The organism is Paenibacillus sp. YAE3 (assembly GCF_057546105.1).
Window position 1 is genome coordinate 337,010 of the sequence record NZ_BAAIYF010000007.1, and the last position, 17,119, is coordinate 354,128.

At 53.2% G+C, this 17,119-nt stretch carries 13 protein-coding genes; 3 read left to right on the plus strand and 10 right to left on the minus strand.

All coding sequences use genetic code 11. The features are described 5' to 3' along the window. Nucleotides 1-9: 9 nt before the first annotated feature. The 10 genes from AC27KL_RS16105 to AC27KL_RS16150 form a co-directional block, all read right to left on the minus strand. Nucleotides 10-882, minus strand: coding sequence for an AraC family transcriptional regulator (locus tag AC27KL_RS16105; RefSeq protein ID WP_487170367.1), 873 nt, complete (start codon nucleotides 880-882; stop codon nucleotides 10-12). Nucleotides 883-1,247: 365 nt separating this feature from the next. Next, nucleotides 1,248-2,420, minus strand: a complete 1,173-nt coding sequence (locus AC27KL_RS16110) for an amidohydrolase (RefSeq protein WP_487170368.1) — start codon at nucleotides 2,418-2,420, stop codon at nucleotides 1,248-1,250. Nucleotides 2,421-2,655: 235 nt separating this feature from the next. Next, a complete protein-coding gene (locus AC27KL_RS16115; protein WP_339324699.1) occupies nucleotides 2,656-3,120 on the minus strand; it encodes an OsmC family protein in 465 nt (154 codons plus the stop codon). A 260-nt stretch (nucleotides 3,121-3,380) separates the two neighbouring features. Next, nucleotides 3,381-3,869, minus strand: coding sequence for an SRPBCC family protein (locus tag AC27KL_RS16120; RefSeq protein ID WP_487170369.1), 489 nt, complete (start codon nucleotides 3,867-3,869; stop codon nucleotides 3,381-3,383). 206 nt (nucleotides 3,870-4,075) lie between these two features. Continuing rightward, nucleotides 4,076-4,804: an amino acid ABC transporter ATP-binding protein gene (locus tag AC27KL_RS16125; protein ID WP_339324697.1), complete on the minus strand. Its 729-nt coding sequence runs from the start codon at nucleotides 4,802-4,804 to the stop codon at nucleotides 4,076-4,078. Next, nucleotides 4,797-6,245, minus strand: a complete 1,449-nt coding sequence (locus AC27KL_RS16130; protein WP_487170370.1) for an amino acid ABC transporter substrate-binding protein/permease — start codon at nucleotides 6,243-6,245, stop codon at nucleotides 4,797-4,799. The genes AC27KL_RS16125 and AC27KL_RS16130 overlap by 8 nt, the downstream gene beginning before the upstream one ends. A gap of 330 nt (nucleotides 6,246-6,575) precedes the next feature. After that, complete coding sequence (locus tag AC27KL_RS16135; RefSeq protein ID WP_487170371.1) at nucleotides 6,576-7,892, minus strand: MBL fold metallo-hydrolase; 1,317 nt, start codon at nucleotides 7,890-7,892, stop codon at nucleotides 6,576-6,578. Next, entirely contained in the window at nucleotides 7,889-9,568 is a 1,680-nt protein-coding gene (locus AC27KL_RS16140; protein ID WP_487170372.1) for an ABC transporter permease, read from the minus strand. The genes AC27KL_RS16135 and AC27KL_RS16140 overlap by 4 nt, the downstream gene beginning before the upstream one ends. A gap of 1 nt (nucleotide 9,569) precedes the next feature. Then, nucleotides 9,570-10,628 (minus strand): ABC transporter substrate-binding protein, encoded by a 1,059-nt coding sequence (locus tag AC27KL_RS16145; protein ID WP_487170373.1) that lies wholly within the window; start codon nucleotides 10,626-10,628, stop codon nucleotides 9,570-9,572. Between the two features lie 43 nt (nucleotides 10,629-10,671). Further along, nucleotides 10,672-11,640 carry an ABC transporter ATP-binding protein gene (locus AC27KL_RS16150; protein ID WP_487170374.1) on the minus strand — a complete coding sequence of 323 codons (969 nt, stop codon included), beginning with the start codon at nucleotides 11,638-11,640 and terminating at the stop codon, nucleotides 10,672-10,674. A 206-nt stretch (nucleotides 11,641-11,846) separates the two neighbouring features. Between AC27KL_RS16150 and AC27KL_RS16155 the strand changes: the two genes are divergently transcribed. From AC27KL_RS16155 to AC27KL_RS16165, 3 genes are all read left to right on the plus strand, one after another. Further along, nucleotides 11,847-12,773 (plus strand): LysR family transcriptional regulator, encoded by a 927-nt coding sequence (locus tag AC27KL_RS16155; protein WP_487170385.1) that lies wholly within the window; start codon nucleotides 11,847-11,849, stop codon nucleotides 12,771-12,773. Between the two features lie 105 nt (nucleotides 12,774-12,878). Further along, entirely contained in the window at nucleotides 12,879-13,739 is an 861-nt protein-coding gene (locus AC27KL_RS16160) for a hypothetical protein (protein WP_487170375.1), read from the plus strand. 456 nt (nucleotides 13,740-14,195) lie between these two features. Next, a partial coding sequence (locus AC27KL_RS16165; protein WP_487170376.1) for a hybrid sensor histidine kinase/response regulator occupies nucleotides 14,196-17,119 on the plus strand: 2,924 nt, incomplete at its 3' end.

Below are 17,119 nucleotides of genomic sequence, written 5' to 3' on the forward strand. Positions count from 1 at the left end.
CCAAAAATATCATTTTTTCATCCGCATCCGGTACCTGTGCGGGGTTTCGCCGTATTTGGTTTTGAATAAGGAGATAAAATAGGACGGGTAATTGAAGCCGGTCAGCCTGCAAATTTCTTCGATCGTCAAGGATGGGACAGCCAGGAGCATTCTGGCCTCTTCGAGGCGCTTATCGTTCGTGAAGGCGGTGATGCTGATCCCCATCCGCTCTTTGAACGTCTTCGATAAATAGTTCGCGGAGAAATGCAGCTCGGCAGCCATGTCGTTTAGCGTAAACGGAAGGTTGTAACGCTTGTCGATCCATTTTGCGATCCGTCCGACCAGCTCTTCCCGGCCCGGGGCTCCTCCATCCTGGGGGGAAACGCTTGGGCCAGCCATGTAGATCCGGCTAACGAAATATTCTAAGAACTGGAACGAAAACAAGGTGACGGCTTCCACCCGGAAGCTTGGCGGCACGACGGCCAGCGTCTCCTTTAATTGCATAAACCGCCCTTCAAGGTCCGAGGCATGGTCCGGCAACAAATAAAATACCTGGCAGGCCCGCTTATGTTCCAAAAACGAATGGAAAGCGGATGCAAGATTCGGCAGCGCATGGAGGAAACGTTCAATGACGGAGCTTTTGATTTTCAGAAGGGTTCGGATATACGCCGGGGGAACCTGCACTTTAATTTCATGGATTTGAAAAGGTTTGACGACGACCAGCGTGGAGGGCTTCAAAGGGAACATCCGATTATTGATGACGTATTTGCCCGTGCCTTCAAGAACGTACAAAATCTCCAACCCTTCGTGGGCGTGAAAATATTCGACCGGCTCCGTGTGCACGCCTTGGAATTCGAACAAGTATGCATTGTCCTGCCAGCGAATGGCATTATGAATTTTCATGCCGCACCTCCCAGAGAATCGATATGGTTTTTCCCCGTCAAGATTCTACATTGTTGCAGCACGGTTCAATCGACCAACAGCATCAACCGGCAAAACGTCGCGGGGTCTCTACCATGATAAATCTACGCGCACTTCGGCATTTCATGAATTCTCCGGGAGAGGCGGGAACAGATTATGTTTATGACAGCCCTGATCTTGGATAAAGCCGGTACATGGACGCTTCGTCATCCATTGATTGTGCGATCCATATCGCTGTCGGGGCCGCATACCAAAGCGACATTCATAACGGGTTTGCTCAAAACTTATTCCTCCAATTTTATCCGTCACGGGACGGCTAGAATAAAAAAAGCCGCGGGCATCGCGGCTCACCGTGCGTTCAATTCATTCAAGCACCGTACGGCCAAACGTTCGTAAAACTTCGCCGCGGGCAACAGGGCCGCTTCGTCCGGTTCAAACTTCGGATGGTGCAGCGCATAGGGCGAACCGGAGCCGACGTTCACGAATGCGCCCGGAATCTGCTGCAGGTAATAGGAAAAATCCTCTCCCCCCATGCTTGGTCCCACCACCTTGGTGATGAAACCGGACTCTTTGGCCGTATCGAGCGCAAAACGGGCCCAATAGGCGTCATTGATCGTAGCGAGCGGTCCCGGATACCATTTCAACTCGGCCGATACGCCCGCGGAGGCGCCGATGCCTTCGATAATCTGCCGAATCGTCTCCGGAATGCGCTGCTGAACCTCCACGTCCAGCGTTCTGACCGTTCCTTCGAGCTCAACGGTACCGGGGAGCACGTTCCAGGTATTGCCGCCGGAGATGCGGGTCACGCTGACCACGACGGCGTCCAAAGCGCTGACGCGGCGGCTGCTGATCGTCTGCAGGGCCATAACGATTTGGGAAGCAGCGACGATGGCATCGGTTCCTTTTTCGGGCGTGGCTGCATGCGCCCCGATTCCGCGAATGAGGATTTCGAAGCGGTCGACGCCCGCAGTGATGGCGCCCTCGCAGCTGCCCAACTCCCCGACCTCTAGTTCCGGGGCATTATGGAGTCCGAAGATGACCGATACGCCTTCCAGTCCACCCGAATTCATCACGTCCCGGGCACCATGGCCGGTCTCTTCCGCCGGCTGAAAAACGATCCTTACCGTTCCTTGAAGCTCATGTTCTTGTTCCTTTAGCAAATAAGCCGCTCCCAAGGCGACGGTCGTATGAAAATCATGGCCGCACGCATGCATTTTTCCCGCAAACCGCGAACGGAACAAAACGTCCGCTTCCTCCTCGATCGGCAGTGCGTCAATGTCTGCCCGCAGCGCCATGATCGGTTCCTTTCCGGTTCCGATCTGTGCGATCACGCCCGTCTTCAGGTCGGGCAGATCCAGCACTTCAATATCCGCTTCCTGCAACCATCGTTTGATTTTCCGCGTCGTTTCGAACTCTTCGTTGGATAATTCAGGTTCTTGATGCAGCTCGCGGCGAATACCGACCAATCGTTCTTCCAAAACCTTTGCCGCACTGCCGTTCGTCGTACCGGATTTCACCATGTTCCTCTCCTCCTTGTTGTTTGCTATGCCATTGAAAAAATAGACTCCTTTCTATGATTCGTGACTCACCTGTTTATCTTTAATGTTATATAAAATGGTAAACAATGGGCAATACATCTCTGCTAAAGTGCAAACCGTGCGGATGCAAAATCATCAAAGAGCTGCTGGACCAAACATCAAACTACGAATAGCCGCAAAGTCGCTTTCATGCAACCTTGCGGCCCGATTTTTCGATCTAAGACAGGTTTTCGCATTCGTTATCAATGACGACCCGATTCAATCTGAGATGTACCGGATTGGCGAGACTGTCGCCCACCGGGCATTTACTTTCCAAAAATTCCACGAATCGTTCCACCTTGTCGGCAGGCGACGGGGTTTTAACGTAAAACGTGTAGCGAATATCGGAATATCCGGGGCGCACTGGAGCGCGGTCAAAAAAACCGTCGAGATCCAGGCTGCCTTCGACCTCAACCCTGAAGTCTTCAAGCTCGATATCGAATTTGGAGGCATAAACCCGGGCTACGATGGATTGGCAAGCTCCGAGAGAAGCAAGCAAAGCTTCGACGGGATTCATCCCCGTGTCCGTACCGCCAAGGCTTGCCGGCTCGTCGATCACCAGCTCGAATTGTCTTGCGTTGGTAACAACCTTCACGCCGTCCTTTAATTGGGCCGTTGCTTTGAACGTCTGGACGTTTGGCATCCATTTCCCCTCCTTCTTCCGGTTCCCTCTATGCAGCCGGTCTTACAACAGCCGCAATTTTAATTCTTACTATTTTTCTAGGATTAATGAAGATTATAATTCCGTTGCAATAACCTGTCAAACAAAATATGTGCATCGCACTTTCATTACAGGTACTTACAAAAAGGCGAGCGCCGCATTTTCGATAAGCTGGACCGGCAACAAAAAAAGCCCCCCGGTCCATAAACCGGAAGGCTCCTCGCGCGCTGTTGACCGGCTTTTCAACCTTTGCCCAGCTCCGCAAACCTCTCCACGTATTGCGCATATTTTTCTTCCCATACGGCTTTCCGCTCCGATACCGTTTTTCCGTCGAGAAGCGCCTCGATCACGTCCAGGCATACGTCCCATCCGGCAATATCCTTCGGCGTATGATCATTGACCGAAACGACGGATTCGACAAAAACGAGGCGGCAGCCCTCCGGCTCCGGAGACAGCTCAAAACGAACGCGGTTTTCCGCCCAAGTGTATTCCAGCACTGCATATGGCTTCAACTCGAGGATCTCGAAATATTCATAGGCCCCGTCCTGCATATCAAACGAGATGGTTCCGCCTTCCCGCAAATCTTCCACCCGCAGTTCGGAAAACCACTGCTTCAGTTTCCCGTTGTCCGTAAGCATCGACCAGACTTCCTCTACCGGATGCTTCAATTGACGCTCCAACCGTACCCGCGTTTCCTGCCCGTCCTGCTCCACCACCGCCAATGGATTCATGGCTTGCCCTCCTGTTCAAAATTTCATTTTAAATCATACAACTTCATCCTATCGAATTCAAACCGGCATTCCGCATTCACCCCTGCTTGTAAGTGCCTTCGATTCATAAGGAAAAAGGCTCCCGCCAGGGAGCCTTTGCTGCCTGGGAGAGCCTTGTTGTAAAAGCCTTCGACCGTTTCGTCGCGTTTTAAGCGACCTCGGCGGGCTTAGAGCACTTTTTGCAAAAAGCTGATGGTACGTTCGTTTTTCGGGCTGCCGAACACTTCTTCAGGCGTGCCGTCCTCGATGATGTAACCGCCGTCCATGAAGATGACGCGATCCGCCACCTCGCGGGCAAAGCCCATCTCGTGCGTGACGATCATCATCGTCATCCCTTCGCGCGCCAGGTCCTTCATGACGCCGAGCACCTCGCCGACCATTTCGGGGTCAAGCGCCGATGTCGGCTCGTCGAACAGCATCACGTCAGGGTTCATTGCCAGCGCGCGGGCGATCGCCACCCGCTGCTTTTGGCCCCCCGACAGCTGGCTCGGGAATGCGTCCGCCTTGTCGGCGAGTCCGACCCGCGCAAGCAGCTTCATCGCCGTCTCACGGGCTTCCTTCGCATTCATTTTTCCCAGCTCCATCGGAGCGAACATAATGTTCTTCAGCACGCTGAAATGCGGAAACAGGTTAAAATGCTGGAATACCATGCCGATGTTTTCGCGTGCCTTGTTAATATCCGTTTTCGGATCGTTCAGGTCCTGGTCATCGACGATGACCTTGCCTTCCGTAATGTCCTCGAGCCGGTTGATGCAGCGCAGGAACGTGCTTTTCCCCGAACCGGAAGGACCGATCACGCAGACGACTTCGCCCTGCTTGACCTGCATGTCGATGCCTTTCAGCACCTGGTTGGCGCCATAGCTTTTCTTCAAACCTTCAACCCGGATTTTACCCACGGCGCACCCTCCCTTCGAGATATCCTGAAAGTTTCGTTAACAACGTAATGACGATCAAATACATGATGGCAACTTCTGCCCAGATGGTAAAGGATTCATACGTTCTCGCGATAATGATTTTGCCGGACTGCGTCAGCTCGACCAGACCGATCGCCGACAGAATCGACGTGTCTTTAAGCGTAATGACAAGCTGATTGATAAACGCAGGAACCATGACGCGAATCGCCTGCGGGATGATGATCTTGATCATCGCTTTGCGATAAGGCAAACCAAGCGAACGTGCTGCCTCCATTTGCCCCCGGTCTATCGATTGGATGCCGCCGCGAATGATCTCCGTCACATAAGCCCCCGCATTCAAGCTCAGCGTCAAAATCGCCGCCAGGAACAGCGGCATCGTAAAGCCCAAAGCCTGCGGAATGCCGAAATAAATGAACAGGGCGAGAACGATCAGCGGAATGCCGCGGAACAGATCGACGAACACCGTCGCCACGCCGCGCAGGAACCGGTTTTGTCCCACTTTCATAAAACCGAATATCAGGCCCAGAATAAAGGCAAAAAAGAGCGAGACAATCGTGTACAGAAGCGTCTTGCCGAGACCGACCAGAAGCGGCTGGATCGATCCTAGAATCAACTCCCCGCGGCTTTGCTTTGCCGACACGGCCGCATCTTCGCCAAGATATTTTTCTTTGATGCGGTCATATTCGCCGCTTGCCTTAAGATTGGCCAGGCCGGTATTGAATTTGTCCAGAAGCTCCTTGTTTTTACCCTTGCCTACCGCAAATCCGTAGGAGGCGCCTGCTTCCTTCGGGGTCACGATTTTAAGAGCTTTGCTTTGGGTGGCGACGTAGGCCAGCACTGGAAAATCTTCGAAACAGGCCACGGAGTTCCCGGTTTTCACGTCTTCGTACATTTGGGAAGAATCATCGAACGGGACGATCGTGAATCCGTATTTCGAAGCGATCGATTTCGCGAAGGTGTAGCCTTCCGTTCCGGTTTTGACCGCAACCTTTTTCCCTTTTAAATCGTCGTAGCTTTTGACGGTGTCGTTATTTATGCCGACCGCCATGACGACGCCGGATTCAAAATACGGTTCGGAAAAATCGAACTTTTGCTTCCTTTCGTCGGTAATGCTCATCCCCGCGATCACGCCGTCCACCTGGTTCGACTCCAAAGCCTGAACGGCTGCGTTAAAGCCCAGAGGTTTGATTTCATACTTGAAATTTTGATCTTTGGCGATGGCTTCCATCAGATCCATGTCGATACCAACGTATTTTCCGTTAACGTCCTGGAACTCAAAAGGCGCAAACGTAATGTCGGTGCCGATCACGTAAGTTTTGCCGGAATTCGGCTCCGCTGCGGCGCCTCCCGCCAAACCGGACAAGCCGGTCACCATGAGGAGCAGCAACGTAAGGGAAAATAATGAGAGCTTAATTGATTTCATGTGTCCTCCTCTTCTCGGTCAACGCCGAATCTTAGTCCCCTTCATATTCTCTTTTTGGGAGACGGTACTCTACCGCCCAGAATACTATTTTACCAAAAAAACCATGATTTCTTAAAATACAATTTCAACCAGTTCCAATGGATAAGTTCATGGGAGAGAGGTAATGCATATTTCGGGGCAGGTTAATAATACATTAACCAATATACCAACATTTGCATAGAAAAAGAAACTCCCTTCTGATCCCTTTCCCTCTTTTGCTAAGCTTGAAACGCAAAAATCCCCGCCAGACGATGTCTGACGAGGAATAAGAGATCTAATATTCTCCGAGATTTAAAAGATCATGAACTCTCCCGGCTTTAATGAAAGCAGGCCCTGGTGCCCTTCCCGTCCGAGGAGGGCGACGACCCGATCCGTTTCGGCTTGCGGAGCATGGACCAGCAACGCATGACGGCTCGGCACCTCTTGCAGCATACGGCGGACGTCGTCCATTCCCTGATGGATTTTGTAGCCGATCCGAACCGTCTCGCAAGACATCTCCACGGCTTCGCCGTTCAGCAGTCGGCGGGCAAACGTCCCTTCGCTTGCATGACCCGTAATGACGACGGCATGGTTCGCGTTCGGCGCAAGACGGCTGGCGTACCAACGGGCCCGCGGCGACTCCATCATGCCATCGGTCGTGAAAATAAGCAGCGGATGGTTGCCCTGCAGCCGCCGAAGCCGTTCGTCCTGGCATGCAGGAACATGAAGATAAGGGGAGGACACGGCTTCTTCGATTTGGAATTCGGCCCCAGGTCGCAGCCAATCCTTCCATTCGGCCATCTGGCGAAGCCCTTCAACGATTTCCGGTTCGGCAAGGATATGCCGATTCGGGAAACGTCTTCGCGCCCACAGCAGCAAATCCTGTCCCCGGCCGAAAGCCGGAACCGGCATCAGGACATGTCCCCCTCGTTCCAAAACGTTTTGAGCGAACCGGCCGAGCTGGTCCAGTTTCTGATCCTGCGACTCCTCATCCGTCCCATATGCATTGTCCATGATGGATAAAGATATTCCGGGAGGTTTTCGGTTAAGAGCTGAAGACGTTTCCCCTAAAGAGGACCCATCAGGCGGATCGACGACAAGCAGCCCGGATTCGCGGCTGAAGTCTCCCGAATAAAATAAATGCCGTCCCTCCATATGAATCCGCAGCCAGACGGAACCGAGCATATGGCCGCTCCGCCCCCACCGCAGCCGAAGCCTATCCTGCAGCTGCAGCCATTCGCCTCCGGCAACTTCCTCCTCCAGGATGCGAAAACGCATGGCGGAAATATGCTCTTGGCCATATGGAAGCTCGCCGTTTCGTCCTGCCACGTATTTGCGCCAATGGTCAAAATAATGCTCCAACTGCTTAACCGTTGGCTTCGTTGCCCAAATCTCCCCGCGATAACCATGCTTGTACAACAGAGGCAAGGCCATGGAATGATCCTCGTGGGCATGTGAAAGAAATACCGCCGTCAGACCGGGGATCAGGTTTTCCTCAAGCAAAGGGTATTGTCCGGTCCCTTCCTTTTTGACGCCGCAGTCGAGCATGATCCGATGCTGATTTCCTGTGATGACGTAACAAGAACGGCCATGCTCTCCTGCGCCGCCCCACACTTTCAACTCCATCATCGAGCGGCCCACTTTCTTTGGGAGCCCGCGACTTCGAGAAGAACGAGCAGCAAGGTGGTCAGCCCCACCGAGATGACGGCCATCGCCATCCCGAGCGATACTTGCCCCTGCTCGAACTGGGCGTAGATATACGTGGCCGAGGTCTGCATCGACGGCGGCAAAATGAGCAGGGAGCCGACCAGCTCCCGCGAGGCGATCGTAAAGGTCATCATCCATCCGGCCAGCATTCCCGGAACGATCAGCGGCAGCAGCACCCTGCGGAAAATGTAGCCCGGTTTTGCGCCGAGTACTTGCCCGGCCTGAAAAAGCGACGCGTCGATCTGCGTGAAGGCGCTTTTGACGTACTGCACCGTGTACGGAACGAATAAGACGACATACGTGAGAATGACCATGCCATAGGTGTTGTACAGCGGTATCGGCATCCATGGGGAGTTCCATAACAAAATCAACCCCACGACAAGAACGATTCCCGGCACCGTGTTCGGGAGCAGACTGAATAGATCGAGCGTGCGCTGCCCGCGGGTGTTGGACCTTCCGATCGCGACGGCGAACCAGGTCCCGAGCAGCACGGCGATGGTCGAAGCGGCCAAGGACAGCCACAAGCTGTTCATTAGCGCCTTCATGCTGGGCGAATGCCAGCTGAGAAGCTCTTTGTAGAAATCGAGCGTAAAGTTGTTCCAGGCGAGTCCGACGCCCCGCAGCTTCATCGTGGAAGCCGCTACGATCGAAAAATACGGGATGCCGACCGATGCGATCAGCAGCAGAATAACGTAGATTCCCGCCGACCATTGCAGCCAGCCGGCACCGCGCATGGCAGAACGGCGGACGCCTTTTCCCCCGACCAAGCCAAACGTATATTTTCGGCTCATCACCGACTGCATGTACCAGACCAGCAGGCAGCTTGCCAGAAGCACGGACGACAGCGAAGTCGCCTTGCCGAAATCGATAGGCCAGCTGGAAATGTATTTATGGATTTCGGACGTCATGACTTCGTATCCGATTCGTTTGCCGAACGTAACCGGGGTGCCGAATTCCGCGATCGTTTTGACAAAGATGAGCATCGCGCCCATGCCGAAGGCCGACAGCAGCAAAGGAGCGATCACCCGGCGGAAGCGGTAGAGAAACGGCGCTCCCATCACCGCGGCCGCCTCCTCCATATTCCCTCCGATTCTCTCGAGCGCTCCGCGCAGCAGCAAGTACAGAAACGGGTAAAGATGCAGGCTCATGATCGCAACCATGCCGCCGAAGGAGAAAAAGGCTTCTCCCAACCCGGCAAGCCCCGGAGCCAGCTGCTCCAGATACCCGTTTTTTTGCATGAACAGAATCCAACCCATCGAACCGATGTATGGCGGCGTCATGAAGGGAATAAGGAACACGATTTCCAGCCACCGCCGCTCCCCGAGCCGGGTATGGACCATCACCCACGCAAGCGGGAGGGCGATCGCCGTCGTACCGAGGATGACGCACACCCCCAGCCAGACGGAAGACATGAGCACGTTCATCAATTCGGAATCCGCCAACGTTCGGAACGGGGCCGACCATTGCAGCTCCCCGTCCCGGTATACGCTTTGAATGAATATTTCGCCCAAAGGCAGGACGATGAGACCAAGCAGGACCAGGAGCGCCAGTCCCATCGACCAGGCTTTTCGTCGGCGCGGAAGCATCGATGGATTCATGTTACTTCAGCAGCTTCGTGAATCTCTCGGTGACTTCCGTGCCGTGCTCGCCCATCCAACCCCAGTCCGTCTTGAGCAGCGGAATTTCGTCCAGATTGGCGCGGTTCTCGGCTTTGATATCCGTGCGGCCCGGAAGCAGCGCGGCATCGGAAACCAGCTTTTGCGCCGCATCGGAAAGCAGATAATCGATGAATGCCTTCGCGTTTTCTTCGTGTTTGGTGGATTTCAGGATCGCCGCAGGCCGAGGGCTGACCACGGTGCCTTCCTGCGGATACACGATGTCGATCGGCTCGCCTTTCGCTTTGGCTTTGTAAGTCATGTAGTCGACGGCGCCGGCGACCATGCTCTTCGCGCCGGTAATGACCGGATCCAGCGCTTCCTGGTTGGCACCGGCCATGGCAACGCCGTTCGCCTTATAGCTCTCGAACAGGGACCAGCCTCCTTCGCCTTTGTCGCTAAGGTAACCCGTAATGAAATCAAGGGCGGAACCCGACAGCGACGGATCCGGAATGTTAACCTGATCCTTGTAATCCGGTTTGGCCAAATCGCTCCAGGACGTCGGCGGCGTCGTTACCAGCTTGGTGTTGTAGGCAATCCCGAGCGCCGACGCGCTGGAGCTGAAGTAGTTCCCTTCCGGATCGGACCAATCCTTGTTCAGCTTGTCCGCGTTTTTCGCTTCCGGATAAGGAAGCGTCAATCCTTCTTTCTTCAGGCCTTGGGCGGAAGGCAGCGAGGCAAGAATAACCACGTCGGCCACCGGATTGGACTTTTCCGCTTCCAAACGGGCCAGGATTTTCCCTGTCGTGCCCTGAAACGTCTCGACCTTGATGCCGGTCTGGGATTCGAAATCCTTGATGAGATTGTTCGCTAATCCCTCAGGTCCCGCCGTATACACGGTAAGCGTTTTGTCCGCCGTCTCCGCCTGCTTGCCCTCTCCGGCGGCGGCAGCCGTATCTTCGGCCGCCTTGTTGCTTCCGCAGCCGGCAAGCGCGGCTCCGAGCGTCAATGCCAGAACCAAAGCGCTTCCTTTCTTCCATGTGTTCCGTTTCAAGTTGAACATCGTCGTTTCCCCCTTGATATTTTTCGTTTTGAATCCCCATGTTTCAATCCCCGTCCAACCGATGAATGCCCTGCTTCGGCAGGTAAACCGTAACCTCGGTCCCTTCGCTCAGCCGACGGGGATAATAGGCGAGCCAGAGTCCGTCAGCCACGTCCGACTTCAGCCTGACTTCGTACCGGTCGCCGACGTAGCTTACCTGCGCCACAGTCGCGGCATAAGCCAAAGTATCTTGCCCGTCCGGCTCGAACCGGATCTGCTCCGGCCTGAACATGGACCGTCCGTCCGCAAGCCAGTTGGACTTCCCGATAAACCGCGCGACAAACGGGTGCCGCGGCTGATTGTAAATTTCTTCGGGTGTACCCTTTTGCAGCACCTTTCCCCCATGCATCACGATCACTTCGTCCGACATGGACATTGCTTCGACCTGGTCATGCGTGACGTAAAGGGCGGTCAGTCCCATCTCGCGCACCAGGTACATCATTTCCAGGCGCATCTCGTCGCGGAGCACCGCATCGAGCGCGCTAAGCGGCTCGTCGAACAGCACCAGCCTCGGGCGCGTCACGACCGCTCTCGCAAAAGCCACCCGCTGCTGCTGGCCCCCCGACAACTGATGCGGATAACGCTGCTCCATGCCGCTAAGCTTGACCTTGTCCAAAGCCTCCAAGACTTTATCCCGAATCGCGTCCTTGCGTCCGGCGGCCCGCAGCCCGAACGCTACGTTTTCGAAGACGGTCATATGCGGCCATAACGCAAAATCCTGGAACACCATGCCGAAGCCGCGCCGTTCGGGCGGCACCTCCCTCGTTTCGCTCGCCAGGACGTCCTCGCCGAAGCGGATGCTTCCGGTATCGGGCCGCTCCAGACCGGCGATCAAGCGCAGCAGGGTGGTCTTCCCGCATCCCGAAGGTCCGAGCAGCGTCGTGAATTTTCCATGCCGGATCTTCAGATCGGTCGGATGCAAAGCGGTATTTCCTCCAAAACTTTTGCCCACACCGCTGATGTTCAAATCCATTTTTGTCTGCTTCCCTTCCTTGCTTTAACATTGGGACGTTCGTTTGGTTCCAACGTGCCTACATACCAAGTCTACCTGCGGGAATGAAAGCCAGTATTACCGTAATGTAAAACGACAATTAATTCTTTCGATGAACTGCGTTAACATTCATAGATTTAATCTATAGATAGGATAACCAGAAAAGAATAGGCGGGGATTTAACGATGATGAATCTTAATTTATTGAAACTTCAGATTATCGAACTGCTGGAGAAACACCATAAAATCACCACGGTGGCCGACCTCCTGGGACTCAAACAGCCGACAGTCACCTTTCACATGAAAAATCTCGAGCGGGAATTCGGGGTGAAATTGTTTGACGCCCGCATGGGCAGGATTATTTTGACGGACGCCGGACGCGCCCTGCTTCATTACGCTTCCAAGATCAATGCGCTTGCATCGGAAGCCCGGCGGGTCGTCAACGATTTTGATACGCTCAAACAAGGAACTTTATCCATTGGAGCCAGCTATGTGCCTGCGACTTACATTTTGCCGTCGATTCTCGATTCCTTTACCAAATCGTTTCCCGGGATCCGCGTGACGTTGTCCGTTAAAACGGCGCCGGCCATCATGCAAATGCTGCATTCCCATCAGATCGATGCCGGAATCATTTCCACCACCCCTTTTCACAAAACGCCGCTCAAAGCGCAAGCGCTGTGCAAAGACGAGCTGGTATTGATCTGCTCCCCTTCCCATCCGTTTGCGAAAGCCGAAGCGTGGACGCCGGAGCTGATCGCCGCCTCCTCTTTCGTGCTGCACGGGAAGGCATCCAACACCCGAAACATGACCGACGCGTGGCTGGAGCGGCAGGGCATTCGCCCCTTCTCCAGGCTGGAACTCGACTCCCTGGAAGCGATCAAACAAGCCGTCATGCTGGGTGAGCATATTTCCTTCGTCTCGCGGATGGCGGTTCAATCCGAAACGGCAGACGGCCGGCTGCGAATGTGGACGATCCCGGACCTCCCGGACGAACGCCATGTGTACGTCATGACCAACAAGGATCGGTACCTGTCGGCAACGAGCGCCCGATTTATCGAGCTGCTGGAACAGTGGCGGGAATCGGCCCAAGAACCTCTCTTGGGTGACCAAGAATAAATGATGCTATTTTTTACCTGAACGGGTCATTTCCTTGATCAAGGTTTGACACTGTCCCTTTACAGTAGGTTACGAACGATACATCCATACGAGGGAGATGAAATGATGAAATCAAAGGCTAGAAAAGGAAAATCCATCGTTATTGCCGCGTTGGGCGCAGCAATCCTGATGACCGGCTGGCAGCCTGCCGGCAAAGCCGAAGCGGCGGCCAATGCAGTGCCGTCCTATGAAGTGAAGTTCATGCTGAAAGCCGATAAGGTCCTGAACCGGGATCTTACGCTGCAGGATCAGGTCGAAAAAACCTTTGCGATCGAAGAACCGGCAGCCAGAATGCTCGTGGAGTATTTTGATACGGCGTCCCTGGAGCTGAACGATGCGGGCTGGAATGTGCGCTTTCGCAAAAAAGAAGACAAGAAGAAATACGAGTTGACGTACAAAAAACGGTACGCCGTGATCAACGGGGATATCAACGCCGCCCTGGACCAGGCGAACCGGGACGGTTTCAGCGCGGACGACACGAATTACGATGCGGAGATCGACTGGGGTTACGGCAAACAGACGCTCAGCTTTTCGAATGATAAGGACGTTTCGGCCTCCAAGGGGCTGAAGCTGCCGAGCGAAAAAGATGCGCTGGAAATGCTGGTGAACGGAATTCCGGGCAAACTCGACAAAACCAACGGATCGGGATGGGGAACGTCCGTATTGAAGAATTCCTACGCGCATGGCCCCGTTTCAGTCAGCCGATACACGGGAACCTTCGACGGCCTGGAGACGGATATCGAGCTGTGGCCGATCGTCGGCGCGGACGGCAGCGGCACGGAAAACATCGTCGAGATTTCCTTCAAAACCGCTGATTACCAAACCGCGGCATCCGAACGGGCAAAGCTGATGAAGCTGCTGGAAGACAAAGACTGGCTCATTCCGGCCGACTCGCTTAAGACGAATCTGGTCCTGGAGCGTTATTAGATATAGAAATAACCCGCAGCAGGGACATCACGTCCAGGCTGCGGGTTTTTCCATCTCATCAAGTAACATTTTGCCCCTCCTTTCAATGTTGCGAACGACCACCGCTCCACTCTCCGCGATCATCGTACTCGCGTAACATAACCTGAAGCGGAGTGTTACATTTATCATAACCCACCATCATTTCTCTTCTGTAATCCAGATTACAAAGCTTTTCGCTGCAGGCCAACGGCGAAGGTGTACGGCGAAAATCATAGCAGCCACCTGGCTTGTTGCATTTTGAAGGAATCTATCATATATTGTCGAATGGATTTATTCAAAATCGGATCCATCCAGAATGGAAGAGGAGCGGACCTAGTGCTCAAGAGGATCGTCGTTATTTTTATGATAAGCTTGATTGTTTTTTCTTTTATCCCTTTATCAATCCTCATGGAGCGTGAACATCAACGATCGGACGGGTTGCAGGTTCGGGCCGGCGTCATGGATCTGTCGGCGTGGGATTTCAAACAGAACAAAAGAATCAAGCTGGACGGAGAATGGGAGTTTTATTGGAATCAGCTCCTTACCCCGGAAAACTTTAAAGCAGCAAAACCTGTACCCTCGACTTATATGCAGGTGCCCTCCCGCTGGAACGGGAAAGTAATAAACGGCAACCGTCTACCTGCGCACGGTTCGGCCACTTATCGCATGGTGCTGAGAAACGTACCGATCCACGGTATTTTTGCCCTGAAAAAGACGAATATCCGCTTTTCAAGCTCCGTCTATGTCGACGGACGTAAGCTCTTTGAGGATGGACAGCCTTCCACGAACGCCGCGGCTTACCGGCCGGGAAACGTTCCGCAAACCGGACTCTTCGCCTCCGATCAAAACGATATTGAAATTATCGTGCAGGTAGCCAATTATGATTATATTAACGCGGGCATTCCGATCTCCATCTATTTCGGGGAGCAGGCGACCATGATCGACGACCAGCAAAAGAGTATGGCCCGAGAATTCAGCATCCTCGCCATTCTCTCCATCCTGTCTTGTATCTATTTCATCTGCTTTGCCGCGACGATCATCTACAACATGAGGGACTACACCCTTCTGCTTTCAGGGATCATCTGCTTGCTCTTTTCGCTTTACCACGGTTTGATCGGGGAACGGCCGCTGCTTTATTTTTTATCCGGAATTCCCTTCGAAGTGCTGTATAAGATTAAGGACATGAGCTCGCTTGCGGCCTTTATCGTCGTAGCCCTCTTTTTCTATTTTGTACATAAAAATATGATTTCCTTCAAACTGACGCTGGCTGTAACGGTTGTGCTGGGAAGCTTTCTGGTGATGGTGCCGTTTCTATCGATCCATTTCTACACCCAGATCCATTCTTATATCATCGTTTTTTATGAATTGATGCTCGTCTGGCTGCTATTGAAGGCCGCCATTCTTTATGTCCGAAGCCCTGATCCCATCCGCTTCAAATCGCTGCTTCTGTTCATGTCAATACTGACGATTAACCTGTACTCGCTCGACACGATTCTGTTCGCTTTGTCGATCAAGGAGAATTTGTCGGTCGGTCAGTTATACATTGTCGTATTTAACATTATTATGATTTTTCTGATCGTCCTTCGTTTCTTTGAAGCCTATCATACCATTGATGCGATGAAAGACCGGCTGCTCCAGCTGGATAAAATTAAAGACGACTTTCTCTCTAACACGTCGCATGAATTAAAAACGCCTTTAAATGCGATCGTGAATATTACGGATTCCCTCCTTAAGGGCGTCGAAGGGCCTGTGAACGAAAAGCAGGCGCAAAACCTGGCCATTGTGACAAGCAGCGGAAGAAGATTGACCCATCTTGTCAACGAATTGCTCGATTACTCCAAAATGAAATATGGGGATATTACACTCGTCATGAGCAGCGTAGATCTGAAGGCGTCCGTGGATTCGGTGATCCGGGTTCATCAGTATTTGCTGGGTGGTAAACAAATTTCCCTTGTAAATCACATTCCTGAAGGAGTGCCTTCGGTATATGCCGACAGCAACCGGTTGATACAAATCCTCCATAATCTGATCGGCAATGCGGTTAAATATTCCGATCAGGGCGATGTGGAAGTAAGCGCCGCGGTGCTGGGCCAGCGGGTAGAGGTTCATGTCAGGGATACCGGGATCGGCATCCCTGCTCATCTACAAGACCGGATATTTGATGCCTATGAGCAAGCTGCCGCAGCTTCTGATACCAATCCGGACGGAGGAACCGGGCTTGGACTCAGCATTACTAAGAAACTGGTAGAACTTCACGGAGGAGAAATCGATGTGAGTTCCAGCCCGGGCGTCGGGTCCAGCTTCAGCTTTACTCTTCCTTTGGCGGGGCGAGCTTCGAATCAGAACGTTAGTCCGCCAGCAAAAGAGATGCAGCCAACGGATCTGCAAATGCCGAATATGGAATATCCGCTTTATATTCCGGGTAAAATCGACGAGCCGATTCTCGTAGTGGACGACGATTTTGCCAATCTTCAAGCCATGATCAACCTGTTCAAACTGGAGGGGCATTCCATTGTGGTCGTCAACCGTGGACAACTGGCGCTTCATGAGCTATCCCGAAGCTCCCATTTCTTTCTGGTCATCCTGGACATGACGATGCCCGATATGTCCGGGTACGAGGTGCTGAAGCAAATCAGAGAAAGATTCTCCTCCTTCGAGCTGCCGGTATTGATGCTAACGGCCAGAAACCGGGCTGCCGATATAAAATTATGCATGGAAAGCGGGGCTAACGACTTTGTCGGGAAGCCGTTTGCAGCTGAGGAGTTAATGGCACGCGTACGGAGTCTAACCAAATTAAAGGCTTCGGTGAAAAATGCCAAGGATGCCGAAATCGCTTTTTTGCGATCCCAAATCAATCCGCATTTTCTGTTCAATGCTCTAAATTCCATTGCCGAATTATGCATGGATGATCCCGAACAGGCAGAAGAGCTGACCCTTCAGCTTTCACAGTATTTAAGAGGCAGCTTCGATTTCAAACAGCTTGATTCCCTCACAACGCTGAGGAAAGAGCTGGAACTGGTGGAAGCTTACCTCCATATCGAAAAGGCTCGGTTCGGCCCCAGGCTGCATGTGGAATACGACGTGGACGCCAATCCGGAGATCGGTATTCCTCCGCTTGTTCTGCAGCCTTTAGTGGAAAACGCCATCCGGCATGGACTGATGACCAATTTTCGCGGAGGTACCGTAAAGCTATCCATCCAGATGGCGACGGAGTCGCGGGTCAATTTTACAGTCGAAGACGATGGCAGCGGCATCGGAGATCAGAAACTGCAGGCGCTGCTGACACCGGGTTCCGGATCAAAAGGCGTGGGACTATGGAATATAAGCCAGCGCATCAAGCTTCTTTACGGGACGAATCTAAT